Annotated in this window: 26 protein-coding genes; 8 read left to right on the top strand and 18 right to left on the bottom strand. The window is 64.2% G+C overall.

Features of this window, described 5'->3' with window-relative positions:
* Positions 1-29: 29 nt before the first annotated feature.
* From FNV92_RS05740 to FNV92_RS05710, 7 genes are all read right to left on the bottom strand, one after another.
* Complete coding sequence (locus tag FNV92_RS05740) at positions 30-755, bottom strand: N-acyl amino acid synthase FeeM domain-containing protein (protein ID WP_143841757.1); 726 nt, start codon at positions 753-755, stop codon at positions 30-32.
* Between the two features lie 192 nt (positions 756-947).
* Entirely contained in the window at positions 948-3,281 is a 2,334-nt protein-coding gene (locus tag FNV92_RS05735) for a putative bifunctional diguanylate cyclase/phosphodiesterase (protein WP_143841758.1), read from the bottom strand.
* Between the two features lie 253 nt (positions 3,282-3,534).
* On the bottom strand, positions 3,535-4,869 hold the full coding sequence (gene tolB / locus FNV92_RS05730) for a Tol-Pal system beta propeller repeat protein TolB (protein WP_014439798.1): 1,335 nt from the start codon (positions 4,867-4,869) through the stop codon (positions 3,535-3,537).
* 41 nt (positions 4,870-4,910) lie between these two features.
* Positions 4,911-5,870, bottom strand: a complete 960-nt coding sequence (locus FNV92_RS05725) for a protein TolA (protein ID WP_143841760.1) — start codon at positions 5,868-5,870, stop codon at positions 4,911-4,913.
* Positions 5,871-5,874: 4 nt separating this feature from the next.
* Positions 5,875-6,324 (bottom strand): protein TolR, encoded by a 450-nt coding sequence (gene tolR / locus FNV92_RS05720; RefSeq protein WP_014439796.1) that lies wholly within the window; start codon positions 6,322-6,324, stop codon positions 5,875-5,877.
* Between the two features lie 43 nt (positions 6,325-6,367).
* Positions 6,368-7,084 (bottom strand): protein TolQ, encoded by a 717-nt coding sequence (gene tolQ, locus FNV92_RS05715; protein WP_014439795.1) that lies wholly within the window; start codon positions 7,082-7,084, stop codon positions 6,368-6,370.
* 305 nt (positions 7,085-7,389) lie between these two features.
* A complete protein-coding gene (locus FNV92_RS05710) occupies positions 7,390-8,157 on the bottom strand; it encodes a serine acetyltransferase domain-containing protein (RefSeq protein WP_143841761.1) in 768 nt (255 codons plus the stop codon).
* 315 nt (positions 8,158-8,472) lie between these two features.
* On the opposite strand from FNV92_RS05710, the gene FNV92_RS05705 reads away from it, so the two are divergent.
* Positions 8,473-9,636 (top strand): acyl-CoA desaturase, encoded by a 1,164-nt coding sequence (locus FNV92_RS05705; protein ID WP_143841762.1) that lies wholly within the window; start codon positions 8,473-8,475, stop codon positions 9,634-9,636.
* Between the two features lie 56 nt (positions 9,637-9,692).
* Here the strand turns inward: FNV92_RS05705 and FNV92_RS05700 are convergent, their stop codons facing one another.
* The 5 genes from FNV92_RS05700 to FNV92_RS05680 all read right to left on the bottom strand — a co-directional run bounded on the left by FNV92_RS05700 (position 9,693) and on the right by FNV92_RS05680 (position 12,369).
* The gene (locus tag FNV92_RS05700) at positions 9,693-9,860 is read right to left on the bottom strand and encodes a hypothetical protein (RefSeq protein WP_143841763.1); all 168 of its coding nucleotides are present in this window, start codon (positions 9,858-9,860) and stop codon (positions 9,693-9,695) included.
* Between the two features lie 186 nt (positions 9,861-10,046).
* On the bottom strand, positions 10,047-10,532 hold the full coding sequence (locus tag FNV92_RS05695; protein WP_014439791.1) for a DUF2852 domain-containing protein: 486 nt from the start codon (positions 10,530-10,532) through the stop codon (positions 10,047-10,049).
* 120 nt (positions 10,533-10,652) lie between these two features.
* Entirely contained in the window at positions 10,653-11,399 is a 747-nt protein-coding gene (locus tag FNV92_RS05690) for a TetR/AcrR family transcriptional regulator (RefSeq protein WP_143841764.1), read from the bottom strand.
* Between the two features lie 137 nt (positions 11,400-11,536).
* A complete protein-coding gene (locus FNV92_RS05685) occupies positions 11,537-11,902 on the bottom strand; it encodes a YciI family protein (protein ID WP_143841765.1) in 366 nt (121 codons plus the stop codon).
* A 62-nt stretch (positions 11,903-11,964) separates the two neighbouring features.
* Positions 11,965-12,369, bottom strand: a complete 405-nt coding sequence (locus FNV92_RS05680) for a YciI family protein (RefSeq protein WP_143841766.1) — start codon at positions 12,367-12,369, stop codon at positions 11,965-11,967.
* Between the two features lie 454 nt (positions 12,370-12,823).
* Here FNV92_RS05680 and FNV92_RS05675 point away from each other — a divergent pair, with 454 nt between their 5' ends.
* The 4 genes from FNV92_RS05675 (at position 12,824) to FNV92_RS05660 (ending at position 16,905) form a co-directional block, all read left to right on the top strand.
* On the top strand, positions 12,824-14,488 hold the full coding sequence (locus FNV92_RS05675; RefSeq protein WP_143841767.1) for a methyl-accepting chemotaxis protein: 1,665 nt from the start codon (positions 12,824-12,826) through the stop codon (positions 14,486-14,488).
* Between the two features lie 107 nt (positions 14,489-14,595).
* Entirely contained in the window at positions 14,596-15,384 is a 789-nt protein-coding gene (locus FNV92_RS05670; RefSeq protein WP_143841768.1) for an SDR family NAD(P)-dependent oxidoreductase, read from the top strand.
* A 75-nt stretch (positions 15,385-15,459) separates the two neighbouring features.
* Positions 15,460-15,897, top strand: a complete 438-nt coding sequence (locus FNV92_RS05665; RefSeq protein ID WP_014439785.1) for a hypothetical protein — start codon at positions 15,460-15,462, stop codon at positions 15,895-15,897.
* A gap of 657 nt (positions 15,898-16,554) precedes the next feature.
* A complete protein-coding gene (locus FNV92_RS05660; RefSeq protein WP_143846081.1) occupies positions 16,555-16,905 on the top strand; it encodes a hypothetical protein in 351 nt (116 codons plus the stop codon).
* Between the two features lie 52 nt (positions 16,906-16,957).
* Here the strand turns inward: FNV92_RS05660 and FNV92_RS05655 are convergent, their stop codons facing one another.
* The 4 genes from FNV92_RS05655 to FNV92_RS05640 all read right to left on the bottom strand — a co-directional run bounded on the left by FNV92_RS05655 (position 16,958) and on the right by FNV92_RS05640 (position 19,726).
* Entirely contained in the window at positions 16,958-17,371 is a 414-nt protein-coding gene (locus FNV92_RS05655; RefSeq protein WP_143841769.1) for a VOC family protein, read from the bottom strand.
* A 40-nt stretch (positions 17,372-17,411) separates the two neighbouring features.
* Positions 17,412-17,948 (bottom strand): SRPBCC family protein, encoded by a 537-nt coding sequence (locus tag FNV92_RS05650; RefSeq protein WP_143841770.1) that lies wholly within the window; start codon positions 17,946-17,948, stop codon positions 17,412-17,414.
* 111 nt (positions 17,949-18,059) lie between these two features.
* Entirely contained in the window at positions 18,060-19,361 is a 1,302-nt protein-coding gene (locus FNV92_RS05645; protein ID WP_143841771.1) for an RNA polymerase sigma factor, read from the bottom strand.
* Positions 19,358-19,726: a YciI family protein gene (locus FNV92_RS05640; protein WP_143841772.1), complete on the bottom strand. Its 369-nt coding sequence runs from the start codon at positions 19,724-19,726 to the stop codon at positions 19,358-19,360. Before FNV92_RS05640 ends, FNV92_RS05645 begins: the two co-directional genes overlap by 4 nt.
* A gap of 144 nt (positions 19,727-19,870) precedes the next feature.
* Between FNV92_RS05640 and FNV92_RS05635 the strand changes: the two genes are divergently transcribed.
* Positions 19,871-20,836, top strand: coding sequence for a 2-hydroxyacid dehydrogenase (locus FNV92_RS05635; protein ID WP_143841773.1), 966 nt, complete (start codon positions 19,871-19,873; stop codon positions 20,834-20,836).
* Between the two features lie 94 nt (positions 20,837-20,930).
* Positions 20,931-22,898 carry a methyl-accepting chemotaxis protein gene (locus tag FNV92_RS05630; RefSeq protein WP_168213335.1) on the top strand — a complete coding sequence of 656 codons (1,968 nt, stop codon included), beginning with the start codon at positions 20,931-20,933 and terminating at the stop codon, positions 22,896-22,898.
* 70 nt (positions 22,899-22,968) lie between these two features.
* Here FNV92_RS05630 and FNV92_RS05625 read toward each other — a convergent pair whose 3' ends face one another.
* The gene (locus tag FNV92_RS05625; RefSeq protein ID WP_143841774.1) at positions 22,969-23,619 is read right to left on the bottom strand and encodes a TetR/AcrR family transcriptional regulator; all 651 of its coding nucleotides are present in this window, start codon (positions 23,617-23,619) and stop codon (positions 22,969-22,971) included.
* A gap of 114 nt (positions 23,620-23,733) precedes the next feature.
* Here FNV92_RS05625 and FNV92_RS05620 point away from each other — a divergent pair, with 114 nt between their 5' ends.
* The gene (locus FNV92_RS05620) at positions 23,734-24,378 is read left to right on the top strand and encodes a glutathione binding-like protein (protein WP_143841775.1); all 645 of its coding nucleotides are present in this window, start codon (positions 23,734-23,736) and stop codon (positions 24,376-24,378) included.
* A 119-nt stretch (positions 24,379-24,497) separates the two neighbouring features.
* Here FNV92_RS05620 and FNV92_RS05615 read toward each other — a convergent pair whose 3' ends face one another.
* Entirely contained in the window at positions 24,498-25,802 is a 1,305-nt protein-coding gene (locus tag FNV92_RS05615) for a TRAP transporter large permease (protein WP_143841776.1), read from the bottom strand.
* Between the last annotated feature and the right edge of the window lie 27 nt (positions 25,803-25,829).

Here is a 25,829-nt window from a genome sequence, read left to right as displayed (position 1 = left end):
CGCGGCCATAGACCACGCCGGCGCGGACTTTAGACGTGAGCGGCGTCCGCCACGAGCACAGGCCGCTGCGGGACCTGGCGCTGACCACCCCGCCCGAACAGCATCCGCCGCTCGAAGGCAGTGGATCGCATGATCGGATAGCGCTCGAACACCTTCTTGCGGAAGGTCGGGAAGTCCGCCGCCATCAGGCCAAACGACTTGGTGAGCCCCGGAACGAGCCGGGGCTCGGCAATGGTCTCATGCAGGAACACCCGGCGGTAAAACGCCTGATGCTCGGAACGTACGATGGCAAGGCCGAGATCGGCATTGAAATGCTCGCACGCCATGTAGGCGAGCCGGGTGGTCAGATAGGGCAATTCCGGAACCCGCTTCACCTGGTCCGGATCGGCAACGAACCGTGTCGGATCGATCATTACCTCGCCGCGATCGAGCCGCGGCATCAGGATCTCCGGGAAGACATCGGCCGAAGTGGACTCGCGCCACTCCGAGGTCAGCACGCTGATGCGCACCGAGCTGCAGAGCTGGCCACGGAGGTAGACGCCGAAGGTCCAGGCGTTCGGCAGTTCGTCGTAGCGGTCGGTGACCCGGGCTTCCGGGGATTCCTTGACGGCGCCCTCACGCAGATAGGCGCGGTAGCGGAGGTTGTAGATCTCTTCCTTCTCCGCGGCCGTTTCCGCGAGATGGTAATCGACGTCGGTCAGGAGCTCCGCTCCACGTCCAACAGCCGAAATGACAGATCTGGCTGAGGACTGCATTCCAACTCCTTACCCACCACTCACGACGCGTCAGCTTCAAGGCAATTTGCCCGGGACAACTTGCGCGGGCGTGATGATTTATTAACACCTTCTTAACAAGTATGCAAAGCAATCGAACGGTTAGGGTTAACATCCGTAGCACTACGTAGCGAGAGCAACAGTCTGAAAGGACGGGTGGTTTTGGGTGTCTCGTCAGGCGAAGGAGCGCGAGACGACGACCTGGAGCAGGCCGTCTCCGCGGCGTCCATGCGAGGCATTGAGGAGCTGGCGCATCCGCACCGCGGGTACCGGACGGCTGAATAAATAGCCCTGCGCCTCCGAGACGGTGCCGTCGGCGCTGATCAGCTCGAGTTGCTCGTTGGTTTCGATGCCCTCGACCACGACGGACATGCCGAGGTCGGCGGACAGGCGCGCGACGCCGCGCAGCAGCGTCAGCGGCCGGTCGGTGTCGATGCCCTCGAGGAAAGAGCGGTCGATCTTGACCTTCTGCATCGGGAAATTGTGGAGATAGCTGAGGCTCGAATAGCCGGTGCCGAAATCGTCCAGCGAGATACGCACGCCCAGCGCATGCAGTTGCGACAGGATGTCATGGGTGAGCTGGGTGTTGCGCAGCAGCGAGGATTCGGTGATCTCGATCTCAAGGCGATGGGCCGGAAGGCCGGAGACCTCGAGGGCGTAGCGGATTTCGCTGAGCACGTCGCGCTGGTGGAATTGCTGCGGTGAGAAGTTGACGGCGACGCTGACGCCGTCCGGCCAGTTCATGCATTCCATGCAGGCGCGGCGCAGGATCCAGCGGCCGAGATCGACGATCAGGCCCATGTCCTCGGCGACCGGAATGATGTCGACCGGCGAGACCGTACCGCGCACCGGATGATTCCAGCGCAGCAGTGCCTCGCAGGTGGTGATCTTGCCGGTCTTGAGGTTGACGAGCGGCTGGTAGAACAGCTCGAACTCCTCGTTGGCGAGCGCCTTGCGCAGGTCGAGCTCGAGGATGCGGCGGGCCTCGACGGTCGCCGCCATCTCGTCGCGGAAGAAGCAGAAGGTGCCGCGGCCGTCGGCCTTGGCGCGGTAGAGCGCCATGTCGGCGTTCTTGAGCAGGGTGTCGGCGCTGACGGCGCCGTCCGGCGAAGTCAGCGCGATGCCGACACTGGCGCCGATCTCGACCAGATGATTGTCGATGCGGTAGCGCTCGCTGAGCCGCTCGACGATGCGGCGGGCGAGGCTCGCGGCATCCTCGGCCGCGCTGATGTTCTGCTGGAACACGACGAACTCGTCGCCACCGAAGCGGGCGACGAAATCCTCGGGCCGCAGCATCTCGCGCAGGCGGTTGGCGACGGCGCACAGGAGCTGGTCGCCGCAGGGATGACCGAGCGTGTCGTTGACCTGCTTGAACTGGTCGAGATCGACGAACAGCAGTGCGGAAAGGCGCTCGGCATGGTGTGCGTTCGCCAGCAGCCGCCCGATCTCGTCGCGGAAGGAAACGCGGTTAGGCAGCGCGGTCAACTCGTCATAGCGGGCGAGATGGCTGATCCGGGCTTCGGCATTGGTACGTTCGGTGATGTCTTCCAGCAGCAGCACGGTGCCGCCACGGGCCATCGGCTGGAACGTCCAGGCCAGCGTGCGGCCGCGAGAGGAATCCGGATCGGCGGTGACGATCTCGCGGATCCGCCCATGGTCGATCTCGGCCATGATCTGTTTGCCGCTTTCCGCCGAGATGGAGCCCGCGGCGATGCAGGCCGACACGATATCGGCGGCGGTGGCACCTCGCTTGACAAGGTCCTCCGGCAGGGCCATCAGTTCGCCGAAGCGGTGGTTCATCACCGCAAGGCGTCCGTCGGCGCGAAACATGCACAGGCCGTGCGGCATGTTGTTCAGCGCGGTATCGAACTGGCTCGCCAGCGCGGACTCCCGGAAGCTCGACGTCAGTGCCTTGACGAAGATCGCATGCAGGCTGAGGTTGATGTTCTTCATGCCGATGAAGAAGAACATCAGCAGGACGGCAAGGCCGACGTGATAGAAGCCGCCGTGCAGCATCAGCGCGAGCGACATCGGCCCGCAGGCGAGCGCGACGTGCCACTGGATCAGCCGCGGCCTTCCATAGTTGCGGGCGGCGCCGCCGGCCGTGTAGCCGATGCCGATGGCGACACAGAGCATGTCGGCAACCGCATCCTCGTTGAGATAGATGACGACAAAGGCCCACAGGCCAAGCACGGCGGCGTAGATCAGCGCGCCGATCCAGTAGCGCGGCTCCAGTTGCCTCGCCTCTTCGAACGACAACCCATGCGCGCGGTTCTCGTAGCGCCGCATCTGGAACGCGCGTCCGGTGCCGACAGCGATGAGTGCGAACGCAATCGGCCACAGCCGGACGTCGCCGGTCTTCAACGCAGTCATGACCGCGGCCACGGCCGCTGAGGCCGAGCCAAGGAAGATCGCCCAGAAATTCTGCACCATAGAGTTGACGAGAGCGGCGTAGAGAATCGGCTCCAGCTCGTCTCGATCGCTCTGCTTCTGGTCTGCCAGTTGCATTGGCTTGTTACGCGTCCTGTTTGGCGCGTACTTTTACCCAGACCAGATGAAGCCTTTCTGAGGGAACATCGTTAAAGTCGAGTTGTTTTTCGGCAATAGCGAACCTGTTTTTGCTGAAATATCAAGCAACTAGGCAAGCGTTGCCGGGCACAAGGTGAAGGAAAGCTTGCCTTGCGCACCAAACCCGAAAAATTCTGCATGTTTTTCGAAAGCATCGCGCGGCCAAGCGCGCGACGTTTCAGGCCGGATGTCTCTATCCCGGCGTGGAGGACAACAGCGGCGACCAGGCCGGGTCGGAGGCGAAGCCCGGCGTCGGTACCTTGAGCTCGTTGCGGCCGGAGATGTCGACGGAGAACAGCGAGGGACCGCCTGCCCCGCCGGGATCGCGGAAGAACATCAGCACGCGGCCGTTCGGCGAGAAGGTCGGACCTTCATTGTGGTAGCCGGAGGTGAGGAGCCGCTCGCCGCTGCCGTCCGGCTTCATGACGCCGATCGAGAATTGCCCGCCGCCCTGTCTGGTGAAGGCGATGTAGTCGCCGCGCGGCGACCACACCGGCGTCGAATAGGTGGCGTTGGTGTCGTCCTTGGAGAATGAGATGCGCTGCGCAGCCCCTCCTCCTGCCGACATCACGTAGATCTGCGACCTGCCGCCGCGATCGGATTCGAAGCAGATCCGGGTGCCGTCCGGCGAGTAGGACGGCGAGGTGTCGATCGCCGGCGTATCGGTGAGGCGCGTGGTCGAGCGCGAGCGCAAATCCATCACGAACAGGTTGGAATTGCCGCCCTGCTGCAGGCTCATGATGACGCGCTGGCCGTCGGGCGAGAAGCGCGGCGCGAAGGTCATGCCGGGGAAATTGCCGACGATCTCGCGCTGGCCGGTCTCGATGTTGAAGAGATAGACCTTCGGGTCGCCCTGGCCGAACTCCATGTAGGTGATCTCTTGCGAGTTCGGCGAGAAGCGCGGCGTCAGCACGAGGTCGGAGCCGCGCGTCAGGTAACGCACATTGGCGCCATCCTGGTCCATCATCGCGAGCCGCTTGACGCGGCGCTCCTTCGGCCCGGTCTCGTCGACGAAGACCACGCGACTGTCGAAATAGCCCTTCTCGCCGGTCATCTGCTCATAGATCTGATCGGAGATGATGTGGGCGATGCGGCGCCAATATTCCGGCGAGGTGAAGTATTGCTGGCCGGTGAGCTGCTGGCCGGTGATGACGTCCCACAGGCGGAATTCGGCCTTGAGCCGGCCGTCCTGCTGCCGCGTCATGCGGCCGGTAACCAGCGCCTGCGCGTTGAGAGTCTTCCAGTTCTGGAATTGCGGCGCGACATCGATGTTGCTGATGCGCTCGATGAAGGCGGCCTGGTCGATCGGCGCGAACAGGCCCGACCGCTTCAGATTGTTGGTGATGACCTGGGTGACGCCGTTGCTGACATCGCCGTCGGCGGGCGAGCCCGGCACGAAGTTGGAGATCGCGATCGGGATCGGCCGAAACTCCGTGGGGTCGATGCGGATGCGCTGGGCGAAGGCAGGTCCGCCCCCGAGCATTGCAAGCGTCGATCCGGTCAGGGTCAGGAAGCGGCGGCGGTTCATCGATCGAGCGTCATTCATCGCAAAATTCTTTTGTCCGGATGTCACAACATGTCTTTCAGGCCGAAAGTCATTTCGATCTTCTTCCAGCCTTCGTATTGCTGCCTGGGCATGAACGAATAGACCTGACATTGCACGATGGCGCGCTTGGCGCTTTCGGCCACGGCCTGGGCAATCGACCTCGATGGGCCTCGCACCGCCACGATGATCGGCTCGGATGCAAGCGAGCCGTCGATCTGCATCGGAATGTCGATGTCAGCCTCGTACAGATCGGCATCCTGCCCGTTATAAGTGGGCGTGAAACAGCGCCTGACCGCGCTGGTGAACGCGCCCCGCCACGTCGCGACGTTATTGGCGGCCGTGCCGCTCGTCGTTCCCAGCGCAGCCGAGGCATTCAGCGCCGAGCCGGAGAGCTCGTGCCGGGTCGCAGCGCGCTTGTCGAGGTCGCGCTGGATCTGCGCGGGATCGAAGCTGCGCTCCTTGGGCTTGGGCTGCTGCTGCGGCTGCACCGCCGCGACCTTCTGCTCCACGGGCTTGGGCGGCGGCTTCTTGGTGTCGAGCTTCTTCTGCAGTTCGGCGATCGGATCTTCCTTGGCCGGATCAGGCTTCTTTTCCGGCGGCTTCGGCTCTTCCTTCGGCTTGGACTCGGCAACGGGCTTCGGCGGCTCGGGCTTCTTCTCGACCGGCTTCTCGACGGGTTTCGGCGGCGGCTCGGGCGTCGAATTGGTCTTGATCAGCTCTTTCTTCTCGGTGACCTTGCCGACGGCGTCCTCTTCGGGCTTGGCCTCGGCGATCTTCTCGACCTTGGGCTTCGGCTCTTCCTTCTTGCCGGTCTTCTGCCCCGACATCATCTTGGCAAGCTGATCGGTGGAGATGATGTCGACCGGGAGCGACTCTTCCGCCGGCACGTAGGCCTTGCTGCTAAAGGTGAACAATCCCCATCCAAGCACGAGGACGTGGAGGGTAATCGACGCAACGAGTGTCTTGTCGACGTTCACCTTCACTGGCTTACCCCTGATCCGCCTCGGTGACGAGCGCCAGCTTCTTGAAGCCCGCGCCGGACAACAGGCCCATGACCTTGGCGACCGTTCCGTAATCCGCCTTCTTGTCGGCGCGCAGATAAATGCGTTCCTCGAGCCCGCCGCGCGCCTCCGTGATCGCCTTGAGCTTGGGGATCAGCTCGTTGATCGCGATCTCGGAATCGTTGATGAACACCTTGCCCTTGATGTCGACCGACATCTGGATCGGCTTCTGGTCGTTGTTTTCGAGGCTCTTGGCCTGGGTCTGCGGCAGGTCGAGCGGCACGCCGACCGTCAACATCGGCGCCGACACCATGAAGATGATGAGCAGCACCAGCATCACGTCGACCATCGGCGTGACGTTGATCTCGGCCACGACGGGCTTGCGCCGGCCACGGCGCCCGCCGCCTCCGGACGAACTCGCAACGTTCATCGCCATGATCGCGTGCCCAAATTGCCCTTCACACTATACATGCCGTCCGTCAGCCCCGCTCGTCGATCTGGCGCGACAGGATGGCTGAAAATTCGTCGGCGAAGCCTTCGAGCCGCTGGGCCTGCCGGTTCACCTCGGAGGTGAACTTATTGTAGAAGATAGTGGCAGGAATGGCGGCGATAAGGCCGACGGCGGTCGCAAACAGCGCCTCCGCGATGCCCGGGGCCACCACCGCCAAGGAGGTATTTTTCGACGCCGCGATCGACTGGAAGCTCGACATGATGCCCCAGACCGTCCCGAACAGGCCGACGAAGGGGCCGGCGGAGCCGACGGTTGCCAGCACCAGCAGGCGGCGTTCCAGCCGCTCCACTTCGCGGGCGATCGAGACGTTCATCACTTTGTCGATGCGCATCTGAAGGCCGGCGACCGAGCGCGCCTGGTTCTCGAACGAGCGCTTCCACTCGCGCATTGCCGCGACGAAGCAGGCCGCCATCGAATGCGTCGGCTTGGCCGAGAGGGTGCGATAGAGCTCCTCGATCGACTCGCCGGACCAGAAGGCCTGCTCGAAACGGTCCATCGAGCGGCGGGTGCGGGCAAACAGGAAGATCTTGTCGATGGCGATTGCCCAGACCCAGACCGAGCAGCCGAGAAGGCCCAGCATGACCCCTTTCACGATCCAGTGAGCCTGCCAGAACAGCGCGATCAGCGACACGTCCGCGGAGGCGGCAACCGGAAGGGCGGACTGAGCCATTTCGGCCGGGTTCATAAGCAGTATCCTCTCAAGGCGATCGTTACCGATGTTCCGTGGCAGCGAAGGGCCGCCGGTTCCCCAACAGCCGCGCTAGTGCACCGGCGCGGCCGGCAAGCCCGCTCAAAGCCTTGTTTTTCTGGAGTGCAGGGGCTCGTCCAAAGCCGGCCGTCTGCATTCCCTGCCAAGATGTCAAAACTATGGGCCTTGACCGCAGCTTTGGGCGCGATTGTCCGCAATTACCAGAGCCCGGCGATGGTTAATGCGGGGTTACCGCGGGCGAATTTGGCTGCGGGAAAGGTAGGCAGCGCAGGCGGTTGGGGTCAGGCCGCCGGAACGGGCTCCGGGCAATTGGTCAACCGCGCGGGATTGCCGACCGCCGTGCAGCCGGCCGGCACGTCTGAGGTCACAACCGTGCCGGCACCGACCTTGGCGAAATCGCCGATGCTGATATCGCCAAGAACGGTCGCGCCAGCTCCGATATAGACGCCGCGGCCGATGCGGGGCGAGCGCGCCGGCAGTTCGCTGTTGCGGCCGATGCTGACATTCTGGAGGATGGTGGTCCCATCGCCGATGACCACATTCGCGCCGATCACGATGCCCGTGGCGTGGTCGAGATACACCGACGAGCCGATGCCGGCGGCTGGATGGATGCTGACCTGCAGCAAGTTGGACGACTCGTTCTGAAACAACAGCGCGGCATCGACATGACCGCGATGCCAGAGCCAGTTCGAGACGCGCCAGGCTTGCAACGCGACATAACCCTTGAAATGCAGCAGCGGCGGCAACAGCCCGGCGATGGCGGGATCGTGGCTCGCGATCGCCTGCAAGTCGCGGCCGGCTGTCTCGATCACGTCCGGTGAGTCGCGAAAGGCGTCGAGCGCAAAGGTCGTGAAGCGCGCTCGCTCCGCCGCTGAACCGCCAAGTCTGCGCCCGATCAGGTCGGCCAGGACGGCAGCAAAATCATCATGGACGAGGACTGCATCGGCAAGGGATTTGCCAAAGACAGGGTCGGCGTCGATCGCACGTTGCGCCTCATCGCGCATCTGCTGCCAGAAACTATCGTTCGCCGAGGTCGCTGCCGCCATCATCGCCGCCTCTTGCTTCTCGCGTCTCGAATATAGGCCGCGTGCCGCCCCTGCGCCACGCCGCGCCGGCGGCGCGCGTGGGTCCCCCCGAGCAACTTGCCGCAGCTCTCCGTGAGGCTACGAGCTTGCATGCCAGGCTTCTGCAACCATATAGTCCAGTGAAGTTCAGGCCGACTCTGCGCGGCCGGGGATGTCCAGGCAAAGCATCCCGTTCGAGCCCCCGCGGTGGTCCGCCATCCGCGGGTTTTTCGTACCCGGCGGCCTTCGGCGCCGCCGCAACGAATCCCGGATCCCCCTCACCCAAGGTCACGCCAAGACATGTCGCCCAACGCGCCCGCCGACCACCAGCACGACGACATCATGTACCCCTCCGCAATACCGTTCGTGCTGGTCCATCTCGGCTGCTTTGCAGCGATCTGGTCAGGCGTCACCTGGCCGGCCGTCGCGATCTGCGGTTCGCTGTATGTCGTGCGCATGTTCGCAATCGGAGCAGGTTACCACCGCTATTTCTCGCACAAGTCTTTCGCGACCGGACGGGTATTTCAGTTCATCCTGGCCTGCCTCGCGCAGAGCACCGCGCAGAAGAGCGTGTTGTGGTGGGCGGCAAAGCATCGGCACCATCATCTGCATTCCGATACCGAATTGGACGTGCATTCGCCGCGTCAGCGCGGCTTCCTTTACAGCCATCTCGGCTGGATTTTTTACCGGGAGCACGACGCGACCGACCTCGTGAAAGTCGGCGATCTCGCTGTCTATCCCGAGCTGATGTGGCTGCATCGGCTGGAGCTGCTGCCCGCCTTTGTACTTGCCGCGCTCTGCTTTTTGGTCGCTGGTTGGTCGGGCCTGGTCGTCGGCTTCCTGTGGAGCACGGTGCTGGTCTATCACGCGACCTTCTGCATCAACTCGCTCGCGCATGTGCATGGACGCAAGCGCTACGTGACGGGCGACGATTCCCGCAACAACTGGCTGCTGGCGTTGTTCACCATGGGTGAGGGCTGGCACAACAATCACCACGCCTACCAGAGCAGCGTACGGCAAGGCTTCCGCTGGTGGGAAATCGACGTGACCTTTTACATCCTGAAGGTCCTGTCCTGGTTCGGCATCGTCTGGAACATGAAGGCGCCGCCCGAACAGGTGCTGCGCAACGAGCAGCCGCTCGGCGCACGGGTTATCAATCGGGCGGCGCGCGATCTTGCCGCACGGTTCGATGCGCAGACGCTCGCGCACGCGATTTCGTCGGCGCGGCGCCGGGCCGACCTCGCCCAGATGCAGTTGCCGACGCTGCAGGACATCCTCAACCGGGCCCATGAAGGCGTCGATGCGCTGACACATCTGCATCTGCCGAAGATACCGACCCGGGATGAGTTTCTCGCCGAGGCCAGGGCGATGTTCGCGCGAACCCGGTCCCTCAACGAGATCGTGGACCACGCCTACGAATACTTCCTGGCATCGGTTCGCGCGCAGCTCGCCACGGCGAGTTGACATAGGCGAGCGCGGCAGGCGCTGGCAGAACGGTTCTCGCCTGCGCGGATCGGCTTCTATCGGCTCGGCACATGCGTATGATCGACGCCGCACAGCGAACGTCCGCCGGCACAAAGGCGAAAATGGCAGTCGGGATCGAACGCACAGCTGCCATAGACCATGCTGATATAGCCCAGCACTGCGACCGCGGTCACGACTAGCAGCAGGCGGGTCCAGCGATCCATGATCCAAATCGTCCAACATCAGGCGCGCGGCGAACGCCGCAAGTCTTGGTGTTGGATCGTCGGCAGTTGGTTCTCATGTCCTCCAAAACCAACCCGCCCGCCTGCGCGTTGCGCAGGCGGGCGGCTCGGGGCCATCAGGACTTTGGGGGCATGCGCCTGAAGGCTTGAGAGGCGTCGGCGTCCGGATCAGCCTTGCTGCTGATCGGTCGGCGGCGGGGTCGGACGCGTCTTGTGCTGGGCCATGAACTGGTCGAACTCTTCCTTGTCCTTGGCGTGGCGCAGACGATCGAGGAAGTTCTTGAACTCGACCTGCTCTTCCTCGAGCCGCTGCAGCGTTTCAGTGCGGTATTCGTCGAAGGCGCGGTTGCCGCTCGAGGGCGGCCCGAAGCCGAAGCCGAAACCACGGCGCTCCATGCGGCCGCGCATGCGATCCATCTTGTACTGCATCCGCTCCATCTTGTTCTGCCAGCGGTCCTGATTGCTCCAGCACGACATTCTTCTGCTCCCGAGTGTGAAAAAGAGAAGGGCAAGTCCGATCGGCCACCACAGGATGAAGCCGAGGATGGTCACGGCGATCCAGCCGGGATGCCAGGGCGTCTCGAGCATGCGGGGACGCTCGTAGTGTTGTTCCGAAGGACCGCGCCATCGATTGACATCAGCGGTGTAGGCCATCTCCATCTCCATCACGGCACCAGCGCCGTTGTGAATGTAAATAACATTTACATAGCTAGACCATCCCGTCGTTTTGTCAAGCTGGCCGCCTGACAGTGCGGGCGAATTATTTGCGCAATTTTATTTCGGCTTGCCCCAGGGGCCGCCGGGCGGCACGCCAGAACCGGAGGATGCCTCCGGTGGCACCGGCGGCGGCTCGGCGCTTTTCGGCTTCGGCGGGGCGCGGCGGTCGGTCGGGAAGCCGAGGCCGCGCAGATAGATCAGCACCTCGGCCTCGAGCAGTTCGTCCGGCGACATCGGCAATTTTCGCCGCGCGGCGTCGCCGCGTGAGAACAGCGACGCTACGCCATGCGCCATCGACCAGATGTGCAGCGCCATCATCATGGCCGGCGGACGAGGCGTGCCCGGCGGAGCCAGCGCCGCGAGGCGCTCGGCGGCGGCGCGGATGATGTTGAAAGCGCGCTCGCTGGCGGCCTGAAGCGCCGGATTGGCGTCGACCGGCAATCCCGACTCGAACATCGCGTTGTAGAAGGCCGGCTCCTCGCGGGCGAAGGCGAGATAGGCCCGGCCGACGCGCTCGAACGCGGTGACGGTGTCGGGCCGGCCGTCGTCCCAGGCCGCGGTCAACCGCGCCTCGAACTGCTCGAAACCGCGCTGCGCGATCGAGGACAGCAACTCCTCACGGTCGCGGAAATGCCGGTAGGGCGCCGCGGCGCTGACGCCGGCCATGCGCGCGGCATCGGCGAAGGTGAAGCCGGCCGCGCCCTTCTCGGCGATCAGCCCGAGGGCGGCCTGCAACAGGGCTTCCTTCAGATTGCCGTGGTGATAGCCGCGCTCGGCGCGGCGCGTCTCCTTGCGCCAGCTCATGTGAACGACCTTTACATGAGCCGGGGGTGGAGGTCACTAGCCCTCACTCGTCATTCCGGGGCGACGCGCAGCGTCGAACCCGGAATGTGGGATTCCGGGTTCGGTCCTGCGGACCGCCCTGGAATGACCGTGCGAGCCTACCGACCCGGGATCGGCAGGACCGGCATGACTTCAACGGACTCGCCCGGGAAGATCGCAAAGTGCGGATGGTTCTTGAACAGCTCCGCCGCGGCTTCCTGCGAGGCTGCGCGCACCACCGTAAACCCGGTCAGCGCATTGCTGATTTCGGTCACGCCGCCGGCGTCGATCTTCCGGGTCTTGCCCAGCGGGCCGCCCAGCTCGACGATGGCGGCCTTGTGCTTTTCGACCCAGCCGTGCCAGGCAGCCAGCCCCTCCTGCTCCTTCGCCTTGCGTTCGACCTCGGGCAGCGCCTGCCAGGCGGCCATTTTCGGGCCGGTCATGCTGCCGAGATAGACGGCGAGGAATTTGTGTTCGGTGCTCATCGGTTTTCTCCTTTGATTGATGATTGACGACAGCCGCGCATGTCTATCGCGGCCGCTTTTGGCTACGTCTTCAGGTCGGCGAAACCGGCGGCGGCGGCCTGCACCTCCGGCGAGAAGTCGGCCATCTCCTGCACCTGCCGGATCTCGATCAGCTCGTTGGCGGAGGCCGGGCATTGCCTGGCCCAGGCGATCGCCTCCGCGCGCGAGGTCACCTCGATCATCCAATAGCCGCCCAGGACTTCCTTGGCCTCGGTGAAGGGGCCATCGGTCACAACCGGCTCGCCGGTCGCAAACGAGACGCGCGCGCCCATCGAGGGCGGATGCAGGCCGTCGAGTGTGACCAGGACGCCGGCGTCCTTCAGCGCTTCGTTGTAGCGCATCATCGCGGCGACGCGGTCGGGATCGAGCTGGACGTCCGGCGGCGCGGTCTCGTAGCCGAGCGGGATCATCAGCATCATGAAACGCATGGAGAGTTCCTCTTGCTTCGTCATTCCGGGGAGCGAGGCGGAGGACCGGAATGGCAACGGTGCCGCTGTAAGACGAGCGACCCGTTTCGGAACCGACATTGGCGCGAACATTATTTTGCAGGCCGTGGCGCGCGACCATTCGACGAACCGGCCGCATCGCGTTGTGCCGCCACCAATCGATCGCTGCGACACACCCGCTGAACGCGGAAATATTTTTCAAATTACGCCCGTACAATTACGGCCGCGGCGTCGCCGACATATGAATTCTGCCGTGCATATGAATCGAGAATGCTTTCAACCTGAACGAGATACGTTCCCCGCGGAAAACCACGGAAGACGCGCAGGTTCTTGCAGGGGTTTACAGTTGCTCAACGAGCCTATGCAACTTTTCCGCTAAGCGGAACGGTACGTCGATCCCTTTTGGAACCGCCTTTCGAGTCTTACGGAGCATCACGTGTTCAATTTCCAGAGCAAGAAAGTCAGGCACGCGATCGCCGAGGTCGAGGCGCTCGATCGGTCCCAAGCCGTCATCGAATTCGATCTCGACGGCACCATCCTCGACGCCAACGAGAATCTTCTTAAGATGAGCGGCTATTCGCTCGCCGAGATCAAGGGCAAGCATCACAGCATCTTCGTCAGCCCGGCCGAGCGCGAGAGCGCCCGCTATCGTGACTTCTGGGCCAGCCTGAACCGCGGCGAGTTCCAGACCACGCAATACCGCCGCTTCGGCAAGAACGGCAAGGAAGTCTGGGTCCACGCCTCCTACGCGCCGCTGCTCGACGAGAACGGCAAGGTGGTCAGCTTCATCAAGTTCGCCACCGACATCACGGCTTACAAGATGCGGACCCTGGAGGACGCGGGCAAGATCGCCGCGATCAGTCGCGCCCAGGCCGTGATCGAGTTCAACATGGACGGCACCATCGTCACCGCCAACGAGAACTTCCTCAATGCGATGGGCTATGCGCTGGACGAGATCCAGGGCAAGCATCACAGCATGTTCGTGACGCCGGAGGATCGTGCCAGCGCCGCCTATGCCGATTTCTGGGCGCGGCTGAACCGTGGCCAGTTCGAGGCCGCCGAATACAAGCGGATCGGCAAGGGCGGCAAGGAGATCTGGATTCTCGCAACCTACAACCCGATCCTCGACGAGATGGGCAGGCCCTTCAAGGTGGTGAAGTTCGCGACCGACGTCACCGCGCAGAAGATGAAGGCGGCCGACAATGACGGCCAGCTCGCCGCGATCCAGAAGTCGCAGGCCGTGATCGAGTTCAACATGGACGGCACGATCCGCACCGCCAACCCAAACTTCCTGAACGCGATGGGCTATTCGCTGGCCGAGATCAAGGGCCAGCACCACAGCATGTTCGTCGAGCCGAGCGAAAAAAACTCGGCGACCTACCGCCAGTTCTGGGAGACGCTCAATCGCGGCGAATACCAGGCCGCCGAATACAAGCGGATCGCCAAGGGTGGCCGTGAGATCTGGATCCAGGCGTCCTACAACCCGATCTTCGACCTCAACGGCAAACCCTACAAGGTGGTGAAATACGCCACCGACATCACCGCGCAGGCGATCGGCCGCAAGAAGGCCGACAATGCCCGCGGACTGATCGAGGCGGTCGCGGCCGGCAGCGAAGAGATGAGCGCTTCGATCCGCGAAATCTCCGAGACCATGGCGAAGTCGCGCGAGAACTCCAAAGTCGCGACCAGCCGGGTCGACGCCGCCGACGGCCAGGCACAGAAGCTGAACGCGGCCGCGCAGGCCATGAGCGGCATCGTCGAGATGATCTCCGGCATCACCAGCCAGATCAACCTGCTCGCGCTCAACGCCACCATCGAATCGGCGCGCGCCGGCGAGGCCGGCCGCGGCTTTGCGGTGGTCGCCTCCGAGGTGAAGAACCTCGCGAGCCAGGCCAAGCAGGCGACCGACACGATCACGTCCGAAATCGACGCGCTGAACACCATCTCCGGCGACGTCGCCAGCTCGCTGACCGCGATCAAGGTCGCGATCGCCGGCGTCAACGAGTTCATCGCCACCACCGCCGCGGCAGTCGAGGAGCAGAGCGCGGTGACAGCCGATATGTCGGCCAACATGCAGCGCGCATCGGCGGAGCTGTCCTAGGCAAACCACCTTTATCCATCTCCGTCCTTCTTGCCGGAACGAAAGCGCAGTAAAAGGCGCGGGCCGCCCTTGCGGCTCCCGCTTCCGACAGAAGGACAGATCAGCCCATGCCCGCCTCTCCGCAAAAAGTCGCTCTCGTCACCGGCGCCGCGCGCGGCATCGGGCTTTCGACGGCGAAGAAATTTCTCGCCGAAGGCTGGCGCGTGGCGCTGCTCGACATCGAGGGCGAGTTGCTCGGCAGTGCCGTCGCCGAAATCGGCCAAGGCGAGGCGACGCTGGCGCTCACTTGCGACGTCTCGGATGCCGCCGCCGTCGATGCCGCGATGACGACGGTCGAGCAGAAATTCGGCCGGTTGGATGCGCTCGTCAACAACGCCGGCATTGCCGTGTTCGCGCCGCTGATGGAGACGTCGGAGGCCGACTGGCGCCGCGTGCTCGAGGTCAACCTCACCGGCCCCTTCCTCTGCACCAAGGCGGCGGTGCCGCTGATGCGGGACGGCCACGGCGGCGCCATCGTCAACATCACCTCGATCTCGGCAGTGCGCGCCTCGACGCTGCGCTCGGCCTACGGCACCAGCAAGGCGGGCCTTGCGCACCTGACGAAACAGCTCGCGGTCGAGCTCGCTTCCCTCAACATCCGCGTCAACGCGGTGGCGCCGGGGCCGGTCGACACCGCGATGGCAAAGCAGGTGCACACCCGGGAGATCCGCGCCGACTATCACGACGCCATTCCGCTCAACCGCTACGGCCTGGAGGAGGAACTCGCGGAAGCGATCTATTTCCTGTGCTCGGGAAGCGCGAGCTACATCACCGGCCAAATTTTGGCCGTCGATGGCGGCTTCGATGCGGCTGGCATTGGCCTGCCGACGCTGCGCGGCCAACGGCGGAACGGATAGGCACGGAAATTGTAAGGTGGGCAAAGGCGCGCAAGCATCATGCCCACCTTGCGGAACCGAATTCGTGGAGAGTTCATGCGACGCGTCATCATCTTCAAGGTCCTGATGCTCGCATCCGCGCTGCTCGCGGCCGATCCCTCCGCGGCCGAAATCCGCATCATCCAGTCGCCGGGAGGCCAGGTCGGGCCGTTCCTCGATCTGTTCGAGAAAGTGCGCGAGAGCGGCGAGCGCGTGGTGATCGACGGACCCTGCCTGTCTGCCTGCACGCTGGTGCTGAGCGTCGTCCCGGGTGAGCGCATCTGTGTGACAAAACGCGCCGTGCTCGGCTTTCATGCGGCGCGTTCGGTCGACCGGCGTGGCCGCTTCTATGCCGAACCGGAAGCATCGGACGCGGTGCTTCAAGCCTATCCGGGCCCGGTGCGCGACTGGATCAGCCGCCGCGGCGGGCTCTCGTCACGGTTGCTTCTGTTGAAGGGACGCGACCTCACCGCGATCTACTCACGCTGCCGGTGAGGATCACGCCGCCCGCCCGGGACGTGACCGGCTTGCACCTGCTACTGTCCGACGAATAGGCAGTTCTGCAAATTTCGTCGCAAGCCGCCTGGCGGGGCGGAGATCCGCCGCGACGACGGAGGCCGCAGACCGCGCGGCCGCGCAACTACATTCTTCCGATGGTTGTGATCGCAAGCGTCAGCTTCACGCTCATCGCATTTCTCATGAGCTTGCAGGTCATCCGAGCCAGCAGGCCGGGCGCGTCGGCGAGATTGCCGCCGGCCACTCGCTCGTCAGCGCTAGTAGAGCCTCTGGATCATCTGCGCCAATTCCATGCTCGCGCAGATGAGCATACCCCACAGTGCAAAATTGATCTGCAGCGCCGCCGCCATCGGTCGCTCCCCTTCCAAATCACGCCCGCCCCAGTTTGTAGAATTTATGAAGGAATGATTACCGATTCTGACACGCAGTTCACAGCCTAATATTGCGCCAGTTGTTGTGCGATGCGGTCCGTATCATTTCACGAAGCGGCCTCACTGCGCTCGCAAAGTGATGCGAAAGCAGCAGTTCATATTCGGCCATGCCGGCCACGCCGTTTCCCTTAAGTTCCATTTAACGGCGCGATGCAAACCTTCCCACGCGGAGTTTGCGAGTCGCGTATCGCACCAAGGGTTCGGCATGATTCGACGCGGCTTCGTCTTGCTCACTTTTTGCGCAGCGCTCATGGGATGCGCGGCGGCGCCGGCGCAGGAGCATCGTCCAATCGCATGGGACGGCTTCGGCCAGAACCCGAACCGCACCTCCGTCACAAAGCGGCGCGCAGCGATCCCCGCGCCTGCGCAGGAAGATCCCAATCAGGAGCGCCGGAGAGTGCTCGGCACCTTGCGCCCGTACTCCGAAGCATGGTGGGCGGTCCATGACGAGATCGAAGCGGAGAACGACAGGCAGCTCGGCACCAAGCTGGTGATCTGCCCACGCTGCGTACAGTCGCCGCCGTCCGGCGAGGACGTGACCGGATCGATCCGCTGAGAGGCACATGGCCAGCTGCCCATGAGGTGACGGCATCAGGCCAGCGTGCCCGTCACATTCCCTCGGCCGGGCAGTTCACCATCCAGGGAATGCCGAACTTGTCGACGCACATGCCAAAGCCCTTGGACCAGAACGTCTTGCTGAAGGGCATGGTGACGGTGCCGCCGTCGGCCAGCGCGTTGAACTTGCGCTCGCCCTCCGCGGGGTCTTTGAGGGTGAGCGAGATCGAAAAGCCCTGCGGCTTGTTGAAGTGCTCTGCCGGCACGTCGGAAGCCATCAGCACCGTGCCGTCGGGCAGCGACATCCGCGCATGCATGATCATCTTCTCGCGGCCGGGCGCGGCAGGCATGTCAGGAGGCGCGTCCGACGAACGCATCATGGCGTCAATCCTGCCGCCCAGAACCTTGGCGTAAAAGTTGAACGCCGTTTCGCAAGTGTCCTGATAGAACAGATAGGGATTAAGCATGGTTTCTCTCCTCTTCGTTTTCCTTCGGAAGTAGGCCTCGTTACTTCTCGGTGAGCTTCTTCAGGCTGGCGAGGCCGGCCTCGAAATCCTTGCCGATCATGTTGTCCATGTTGATGAACACCTGCATCACCTTGGACATGAACGGGGCCGGACCGTGCATCGCCCATGTGACCTGTGTCGCATCGCCCTGCGGCATAAAGGTGAACTCGGCGGTGTTGTGGCCCTCGAACGGACGCTCGAAATCGAGCTTGATGCGCAGCTTCGACGGCGAGCTCGCCTCCAGAATCTCCATATGGCCGGCGCCGACATTGTTGTTGCCGTCCCAGGCGTAGGTCGCGCCCTTTCCTGCCGCGGCTCCACCGTAGGTGCGCTTCATGCCGGGATCGCGGTTCTCATAAGGCGACCAGCCCGTCCAGCGATGGAAATCAGCGACCTGGGGATAGATGGCATCGGCCGGCGCCTTCACTTTGAGGCTTCGTTCGACACGGAAGGTGTCGGGTTTGGTGAAGGCAAAGGCGAGGACGGCCGCGATCCCGACCGCGAGCACGAGGGCGATGATGGCAATGGCTTTCAGCATGAAGGACTCCCTGGATACGGCCCAAGGACGAAGGGGAGAGGTCGGGGCCGACAATGAGGAACGGGATTTTTCGGCGTGCTTCGCCGCATGACGATGTGGACACAGCCTGCCCTATTTCGCCTTCGCCCCCTGCTTTGCGTTCCCGTTGGCCCCCTCGGGCTGATTGTCCCGGATCAGCCGGTCAATATGCATGCGGATGTGGGCGGCCTCCGCCGAGGTGTTGGCAAGCGCGATGGCACGGTCGAAGGCGATGCGGGCTTCGTCGTTGCGGCCGAGCTGCATCAGGAAGGCGCCGCGCACGCCGTAGAAATGGAAGTAGTTGGCCAGCTTTGGCGCCAGCGGCTCGATCAGGTCGAGGGCTGCTTGCGGCCCGCGTACCTTGGAGACCGCGACCGCGCGATTGAGCGTCACCACCGGCGAAGGCTGCACCACTTCGAGCGCACCATAGAGCAGGTCGATCTGCGTCCAGTCGGTCTCCTCCGGCGTCGACGCACGCGCATGCAGCGCGGCGATCGCGGCCTGGATCTGGTAGGGGCCGCTGCGGCGATGTCGCATCGCCTTGTCGATCAGCGCGAGCCCTTCCGCGATCATGTTGCTATTCCACAGCGAACGGTCCTGGTCCTCCAGCAGGATCAGCGTGCCGTCCGCGGCGAAGCGCGCAGCGCTGCGCGCATGCTGCAACAGGATCAGTGCCGTGAGCCCCATGATCTCCGGCTCGCTCTGGAACAGCCGCAACAGCAGCCGCGCCAGCCGGATCGCCTCCTCGCATAATGGCTTCCTGATCTCGGCGGTGTCGCCGCTCGCCGAATAGCCTTCGTTGAAGATCAGGTAGATCATCGCGGCGACGCCGGCGAGCCGCTCGGAACGCTCGACCGCGCCCGGCGTCTCGAACGGCGTCCCGGCCTCCGCGACTTTCGCCTTGGCGCGAGTGATGCGCTGCTCCATCGCAGCGTCCGAGACCAGGAAGGCGCGCGCGATCTGCTTGACCGTCAGGCCCGAGACGATGCGCAGCGCCAGCGCGATCTGCTGCGTCGCCGGCAGCTGTGGATGGCAGCAGATGAACATCAGCCGCAGAATGTCGTCGCGGTAGTGCGAGCCGTCGAGCCGCTCGGCGAGGGCGCCCTCGGCGTCGTCGAGATCGGAGATCGCCTGGTCGTCCTCCGGCAGCGGCGTCTGCTTGCGGGCGCGGCGCACCTCGTCGATCGCGACGTTGCGGCCGACCATGATCAACCAGGCCGCGGGATCGCGCGGCGGGCCGTTCTGCGGCCAGGTCTTGAGCGCGCGCAGGCAGGCGTTCTGAAAGGCCTCCTCGGCGGTATCGAGGTCGCGGAAATAGCGGAGCAGCGCGCCCACCGCCTGGGGTCGCGCCGAAGTCAGCGCAGTCTCGATCCAGGCGGTATCGGCCTCGCTCACTGCGAAATCCCTCCGGGCCGGAACACGCCGACCGGACGCACCTCGTAGGCCCCGCCGGGATTGGCCGCACCAAGGTCGCGCGCAACGTCGAGGGCGTCGTCGAGGTTCTTGCAATCGACGATGTAGAAGCCGAGCAACTGCTCCTTGGTTTCGGCATAGGGGCCGTCGAGCACCAGCGGCGGGTCTTCCTTGCGCAGCGTCGCTGCCGCCGTGGTCGGCAGCAGCCGCGCCACCGGCCCGAGCCGGCCTTGCTGGGTCAGCTTGTCCTGCACCACCGCGAGCTTCTTCATCACGGCCTCGTCCTGGTCCTTGCTCCAGGAGCCGACGAAGTCCTCGTCATGATAGCAAAGGATCGCATAAAGCATGGGCAGCACCTTCCCTGAACGCTTGTTTTTAAGACGATCCAATATGCCCCGGCCCGACAAGGCTGCGGAAAAAATTTGCGAGAAAAATCCGTCAGATCGTGCCAAGGAGAGCCACCGAAAGCGGAACCTTATGAGGCACTTCGAATGACCGTTGGCACACTGGCCGTCCTGATCAACAGCACGCAGCAGAACTGGCTGCCGGAGCGCTGGAAGGCCCGGTTCGACGCGGTCTGCGGCCGCCGCCGCGTGGTGCTGCTGCCGGATGCCGGGCTCGATCCGGCCGAGGTGCACTATGCCGCGGTGTGGAAGCCGGTGCCGGGCGACCTCGGCGCCTTCCCCAATCTGCGGGCGATCTTCAATCTCGGCGCGGGCGTCGACGCGCTGATGGCGGACAAGAGCCTGCCCGATGTGCCGCTGGTGCGCGTCGCCGTGCCTGATCTGACCAACCGCATGACCGAATATGTCGTGCTGCATGTGCTGATGCACCACCGCCAGGAGCTCTACCTGCGGGACTCGCAGCGCGCCAAGCGCTGGGAGCCGAAATATCAGTGGCCGGCGAGCGCCGTGACGGTCGGCGTCATGGGATTGGGCACCCTCGGTGCCGATGCGGCCGACGTGCTGAGCCGGCTCGGCTTCCGCGTCACCGGCTGGAGCCGCAGCCCGCGCACCATCGCGGGCGTCGAGTGCTTCCACGGCACGACCGGAATGGATGCATTCCTGCGCACGACCGACATCCTCGTCAGCCTTTTGCCGCTGACGCCGGACACCCACGGAATTCTCAACCGCGACGTCTTCACCAAGCTCAACCGCAAGAGCCCGCTCGGCGCACCCGTGCTGATCAATGCCGGCCGCGGGGGTCTGCAGAACGAAGCCGACATCCTGGCCTGCCTCGACGACGGCACGCTGGGCGCCGCCTCGCTCGACGTCTTCGTGCAGGAGCCGCAGCCGGCCGACAGCCGGTTCTGGACCCATCCGATGGTGGTGCTGACGCCGCACAATGCCGCCGACACCGACGCGGATGCGATTTCAGCCTACGTCGCCGAGCAGATCGCAAGCTTCGAGGCGGGCGGCGCGCTGGCGAACGTCGTGGACCGGGTCAGGGGGTATTAAGCCCGCCTCCTCCGATCCGCCGGTATCTCGTTCATCCTCTCTTAGCGAGAAGTTGTTAAGCGTTATAAACCAACGCTTAACCAACGGGTCGGACATGCGCGCGAACCTCGGACTCAGGATGCGGATCACGGTCGCGCTGGCGGTGACGGCGGCAGCGACAGCGCTGTTTGCCGTGCTGGGAGCGATGTGGATCATCGCCGGAATCATCGACCGCGCCGACCAGCGCGAGCTGCGCAGCCATTACGATGCCCTTCAATCGCGCATCACCGAGGAATCCCGTCGTGCCGCCGCGATGAGCGCCGTCGTAGCCGCGATGCCGGCGACGCAGGACGCGATGGCGAAGCAGGATCGCAACGCACTGGTCGGCCTGTTCGGGCCGGTCTTTGCCGCAACCAAATCGGAATACGGCGTCGAGCAATTTCAGTTCCATCTTGCGCCGGCGACCTCGTTCCTGCGCGTGCACCAGCCCGCGAAATTCGGCGACGACCTCTCCGGCTTCCGCAAGACTGTCGTCGCCGCCAACCAGGACCACAAGGTGGTGGTCGGCCTCGAAGGCGGTGTCGCCGGCCTCGGTATCCGCGGCGTGATGCCGATCGCGCAAGGAGGCAGGCATCTCGGCTCGGTGGAATTCGGCCTGACCTTTGGCCAGTCGTTCCTCGACGACTTCAAGGCCAATCGGCACGTCGATGTCGCCTTCCATCTCTCCGACGGCTCGAGCTTCAAGCTGTTCGGCGGGACGCTGAAGGGCAAGAGCTTCTTCGATGCGGCCGACTATGGCCGCGCCACCGGCGGCGATTTCACCGTGCGACAGGCCAGGCTCGACACGACGCCGGTCGCAGCCCTGCTCGGACCGATCAGGGATTTTTCCGGTAAGCCGCTCGGCGCGGTCGAGCTGGTGATGGACAATGCCGATTACGAGGCCTCCGCCGACCGCGCCTGGATGCTCGCGATCGGAATTGCCGGGCTCGGGCTCGTGCTGGCCGGGATCGTCGGCTATCTGATCGCCCGCAGCATCTCGCGGCCGATCCTGTCGATCACATCGGTCATGCGCGAGCTCGCGGAGGGGCGGCTCGACGTTGAGGTTCCGGTCAGCAAGGCGAATGACGAGGTCGGCGCCATGGTGAAGGCGGTCGCGGTGTTCCGCGACAATGCCGTCAACTTTGGCAAGCTCCAGGCCGATCAGCTCGAGGCCAAGGCTCAATCCGAGGCGGAGAAGCGGCGCGCGTTCGCCGCGCTCGCCGACAATTTCGAGGCCAGCATCCGCGACGTCGTCACCACGGTGTCCTCGGCCGCCGTCGAGATGGAGCACACGGCGCGCTCGATGTCGGCCATCGTCGCGCAGTCGCGCGAGCAGACCCGCACGGTGTCGTCGGCCTCGGCGCTGGCCTCGGAGAACGTGCAGACGGTCGCGGCCGCGGCGGAAGAGTTGTCTTCGTCGATGACCGAGATCAGCCGCCGCCTTGCGCACGCGACCGAAGTGGTCGGCAAGGCCGCGAGCGACGGGCGGCAATCGAATGCGCGGGTCCAGAGCCTTGCCGATGCCGCGCAAAAGATCGGCGACGTCGTCTCATTCATCAACGGCATCGCGGGGCAGACCAATCTGCTTGCGCTCAACGCAACCATCGAGGCCGCGCGCGCGGGTGAAGCCGGCCGCGGCTTTGCCGTGGTCGCCTCCGAGGTGAAGGCGCTGGCGACCCAGACCGCCAAGGCGACCGAGGAGATCGGTGCGCAGGTGACGGCCGTGCAGGGGGAGACGTCAGGCGCGGTCGAGGGCATCCAGTCGATCTGCGCGACCATCCAGCAGGTCGACGAAATCTCCGCCGCAATCGCGGCGGCCGTCGGCCAGCAGGGCACGGCGACGCAGGAGATCGCACAGAACGTGCAGCAGGCCGCCGCCCGCACCGGCGAAGTCTCGCATAACATCGCGGGCGTGACCGACGGCATCGCAGCGACGGGGACAGCCGCGGAAGAAGTGTTGGGCTCGGCGATCGAGCTGTCGAAGCAGTCGCAGCGGCTGCGGGACGAGGTCGATCGTTTCCTGGCGCAGATTCGCGCGGCGTAGCGAGGCGCGTCCTCAAACTCGGTGTCGTCTCCGCCTGGTGGGCAATTGCGCACGGGCGCGGGACGACAGCTCAGGTTTTAACGCCTGCCCCCACCATCACATCGATCGCGCCCTTCACGATCGCCTCCAGATCTTTCCGCGGGACACGCGCGCGCGAGCGGATGGCGATGGTGTGCACGGTGGCTGATGCGACCTGCGCCAGCACGGCGGGATCGGCGCTCTCCGGCAACTCGCCCTTCTCCTTGGCTTTGCGGAAGCAACTCGCAAAAGCCTTGTCGAGTTCGTTCAACCCGTCGAGCACCATCGCGCGGATCTCGGGATCACCCACCGCTTCGGACGCCGCCGTCACCACCGTGAAACAGCCGCGCGGGCCGGCCTCGCCGGAGAGATAGATATTCAGCGCGGAGGCGAAGATGCGCTCCAGCCGCTGGCGCACCGGCATCTCCTGGCGAAAGATCTCCACCATCGCCGCGCGCGCTTCCTCGCGGTAGCGCTGGTAGCTCTTGATGTAGAGCTCGCGCTTGTCACCAAAGGCACCATAGAGGCTGGGCCGGTTCATGCCGGTGGCTTCGCTCAGGTCGTCGAGCGAGGTCGCTGCAAAGCCCTGCTCGCGAAACAGGTCGAGCGCCTTGCCGAGCGCAATTTCGGGCTCATAGGCACGCGGACGACCGCGGCGTTTAGGCGGATTGGCAGCAACTGGCGGCTTCGAATTTTGTACCATGTCGCAAATTAATCCTTGACCGGCCATATATTATGCAAGACAGTACAAAAATCAATCTGGCCAGGTTGAGATACTCCAAAAGTCACATCGAGGAATTGTCCCAGGAGGCCCAAGATGGATGTTTATTTTTCGCCGCTCGCCTGTTCGATGGCGACGCGCGTCGCGCTCTATGAAGCCGGCGCCGACGCCAACTATCTCGAAGTCGATCCGCCGACCAAGACGGTGCTGAACGACGGCACCGATTTCCGCACCGTGAATCCGATCGGCCTCGTGCCGACACTGCGCACCGACGAAGGCGCGGTGCTGACCGAGAACGCGGCGATCCTGCAATATGTCGCAGATCGTTTTCCGCAATCCGGCCTTGGCGCTCCCGCAGGCATCGATCGGACGCGGCTGCATCAATGGCTGTGCTTCGTCGGCACCGAGCTGCACAAAGGTCTCTTCCTGCCGCTGCTCGACCGCAAGGCGCCGCAGGAAACCAAAGCCTATGCGCTGGAGAAGAACCTGTCGCGGCTCGACTATCTCGACAACTACCTGAAAGGCCGCGACTTCCTGCTCGACCATTTCAGCGTCGCCGATGCCTATCTCGTCACGGTCATCAACTGGACAATGGCGACGCCGCCGATCGAGCTTTCGAAATGGCCGAATGTGAAGGCCTATTACGAGCGCCTGCGCCAGCGGCCGTCGGTGGCGAAGGCCATCGCGGAGGAGTTCGAACTGTACAAGGCCGAGCAGGCGCGGAAGAAGGCGGCGGCATAAGGGAGCGGTCGTCATGCCCGGGCTTGTCCCGGGCATCCACGTTCTTCGTGCCCAAGACCAAGGCGTGGATGGCCGGGACAAGCCCGGCCAAGACGCTCTTGAACCGATGTCGGCCGAACTTATCCGTAAAGCAACCGCGGCAGGATCGTGACGATGCCGGGCCAGAGCGTCAGCAGCAGCACGAAGCCGATCATGATGATGAGATAGGGCATCGTGACGCGCGCGATGTAGCCGAGGCCGTCGTCGGTCAGGCCTTGGATCACGAACAGGTTGAAGCCGACCGGCGGTGTGATCTGCGCCATCTCGACCGCAAGCACCAGGAAGATGCCGAACCAGATCTCGTCGAAGCCCGCGCCCTTCACGATCGGCAGCACGATCGGCAGGGTCATCACGATCATCGAGAAGCCGTCGAGGAAGCAGCCGAGGATCAGGTAGAAGATGATCAGCACGACGATCAGCATGAAGGGCGACAGGCCGAGCCCCTTGACGAAGGCGGCCACCGCCTGAGGGATGCCAAGGAACGCTGCGGCATTGCCGAGAATCGAGGCGCCAAGCACGATCAGCGCGATCATCGAGCAGGTGACGACGGAGCCGATCAGCACGTCGCGCATAACCTGCTGCGACATCGAGCCTTGAGCCCAGGCCACCAGCGCCGCGCCGAGCACGCCGACAGCCGCGGCCTCCGAAGGCGTTGCGAGCCCGCCATACATCGAGCCGAGCACGCAGGCGATCAGGAACAGCGCCGGCGCGAGGTCCTTGAGCGCGGCGAAACGTTCGCCCCACGGCACCTGCGACAGCTTCGCCTCCGCCTCCGGCACCATGGACGGCTTGAGCGTGGTGTGCAGCATCACCCAGCCCATGAAGGTGCCGGCCAGCAACAGGCCCGGCAGGACGCCGGCCGTGAACAGTTTCAGGATCGAGACGTCGCCGAGCACGCCGTAGATGATCATGATGTTGGAAGGCGGGATCAGGAAGCCGAGCGTGCCGGCGCCGGCGAGCGAGCCGATCGCGATATCGCGGGAATAGCCGCGGCGCGTGAGCTCGTTGAGCGACATGCGCCCGATCACCTGCGTGGTCGCAGCCGACGAGCCCGAGATCGCCGCGAAGATGGTGCAGCCGATCACGTTCACATGGAGCAGGCGGCCGGGCAGCAGGCCCGCCCAGGGCGCCAGTCCCTGGAACAGCGAACGCGACAGCTTGGTGCGAAACAACAGCTCGCCCATCAGGATGAACAGCGGCAGCGCCAGCAACTCCTGCGTGGTCAGGATGTTCCAGGCGTATTGCGGCAGCAGCTTGTCGAGTGGGATCGAGCGGAACATCGCGAGCAGCAGCGTCGCGGTGAGCGCGAGAGTGAGGCCGATCCATACACCGCAGGCCAGCAGCGCAAACAGAATCGCGAACAGGGCGACGACTTCGATGGTCATGCGATCTTGAATCCGGGAGCGAGAAAG

The sequence above is a fragment of the Bradyrhizobium cosmicum genome (assembly GCF_007290395.2).
GTDB classification, from domain to species: Bacteria; Pseudomonadota; Alphaproteobacteria; order Rhizobiales; family Xanthobacteraceae; genus Bradyrhizobium; species Bradyrhizobium cosmicum.
This window is presented reverse-complemented; position numbering and strand designations above follow the sequence as displayed.

Bases quoted from the DNA above. Each gene is read 5' to 3' on its own strand.
- FNV92_RS05740 (WP_143841757.1), bottom strand. From the start codon at position 755: ATGCAGTCCTCAGCCAGATCTGTCATTTCGGCTGTTGGACGTGGAGCG.
- FNV92_RS05640 (WP_143841772.1), bottom strand. From the start codon at position 19,726: ATGCTTTATGCGATCCTTTGCTATCATGACGAGGACTTCGTCGGCTCC.
- FNV92_RS05615 (WP_143841776.1), bottom strand. From the start codon at position 25,802: ATGACCATCGAAGTCGTCGCCCTGTTCGCGATTCTGTTTGCGCTGCTG.
- FNV92_RS05655 (WP_143841769.1), bottom strand. From the start codon at position 17,371: ATGCTTAATCCCTATCTGTTCTATCAGGACACTTGCGAAACGGCGTTC.
- tolB (WP_014439798.1), bottom strand. From the start codon at position 4,869: ATGAACCGCCGCCGCTTCCTGACCCTGACCGGATCGACGCTTGCAATG.
- FNV92_RS05660 (WP_143846081.1), top strand. From the start codon at position 16,555: ATGATTCGACGCGGCTTCGTCTTGCTCACTTTTTGCGCAGCGCTCATG.
- FNV92_RS05705 (WP_143841762.1), top strand. From the start codon at position 8,473: ATGTCGCCCAACGCGCCCGCCGACCACCAGCACGACGACATCATGTAC.
- FNV92_RS05620 (WP_143841775.1), top strand. From the start codon at position 23,734: ATGGATGTTTATTTTTCGCCGCTCGCCTGTTCGATGGCGACGCGCGTC.
- FNV92_RS05710 (WP_143841761.1), bottom strand. From the start codon at position 8,157: ATGATGGCGGCAGCGACCTCGGCGAACGATAGTTTCTGGCAGCAGATG.
- FNV92_RS05630 (WP_168213335.1), top strand. From the start codon at position 20,931: ATGCGCGCGAACCTCGGACTCAGGATGCGGATCACGGTCGCGCTGGCG.
- FNV92_RS05665 (WP_014439785.1), top strand. From the start codon at position 15,460: ATGCGACGCGTCATCATCTTCAAGGTCCTGATGCTCGCATCCGCGCTG.
- FNV92_RS05635 (WP_143841773.1), top strand. From the start codon at position 19,871: ATGACCGTTGGCACACTGGCCGTCCTGATCAACAGCACGCAGCAGAAC.
- FNV92_RS05680 (WP_143841766.1), bottom strand. From the start codon at position 12,369: ATGCGTTTCATGATGCTGATGATCCCGCTCGGCTACGAGACCGCGCCG.
- FNV92_RS05700 (WP_143841763.1), bottom strand. From the start codon at position 9,860: ATGGATCGCTGGACCCGCCTGCTGCTAGTCGTGACCGCGGTCGCAGTG.
- FNV92_RS05625 (WP_143841774.1), bottom strand. From the start codon at position 23,619: ATGGTACAAAATTCGAAGCCGCCAGTTGCTGCCAATCCGCCTAAACGC.
- FNV92_RS05650 (WP_143841770.1), bottom strand. From the start codon at position 17,948: ATGCTGAAAGCCATTGCCATCATCGCCCTCGTGCTCGCGGTCGGGATC.
- FNV92_RS05695 (WP_014439791.1), bottom strand. From the start codon at position 10,532: ATGGCCTACACCGCTGATGTCAATCGATGGCGCGGTCCTTCGGAACAA.
- FNV92_RS05670 (WP_143841768.1), top strand. From the start codon at position 14,596: ATGCCCGCCTCTCCGCAAAAAGTCGCTCTCGTCACCGGCGCCGCGCGC.
- FNV92_RS05690 (WP_143841764.1), bottom strand. From the start codon at position 11,399: ATGAGCTGGCGCAAGGAGACGCGCCGCGCCGAGCGCGGCTATCACCAC.
- FNV92_RS05735 (WP_143841758.1), bottom strand. From the start codon at position 3,281: ATGCAACTGGCAGACCAGAAGCAGAGCGATCGAGACGAGCTGGAGCCG.
- tolQ (WP_014439795.1), bottom strand. From the start codon at position 7,084: ATGAACCCGGCCGAAATGGCTCAGTCCGCCCTTCCGGTTGCCGCCTCC.
- tolR (WP_014439796.1), bottom strand. From the start codon at position 6,324: ATGGCGATGAACGTTGCGAGTTCGTCCGGAGGCGGCGGGCGCCGTGGC.
- FNV92_RS05685 (WP_143841765.1), bottom strand. From the start codon at position 11,902: ATGAGCACCGAACACAAATTCCTCGCCGTCTATCTCGGCAGCATGACC.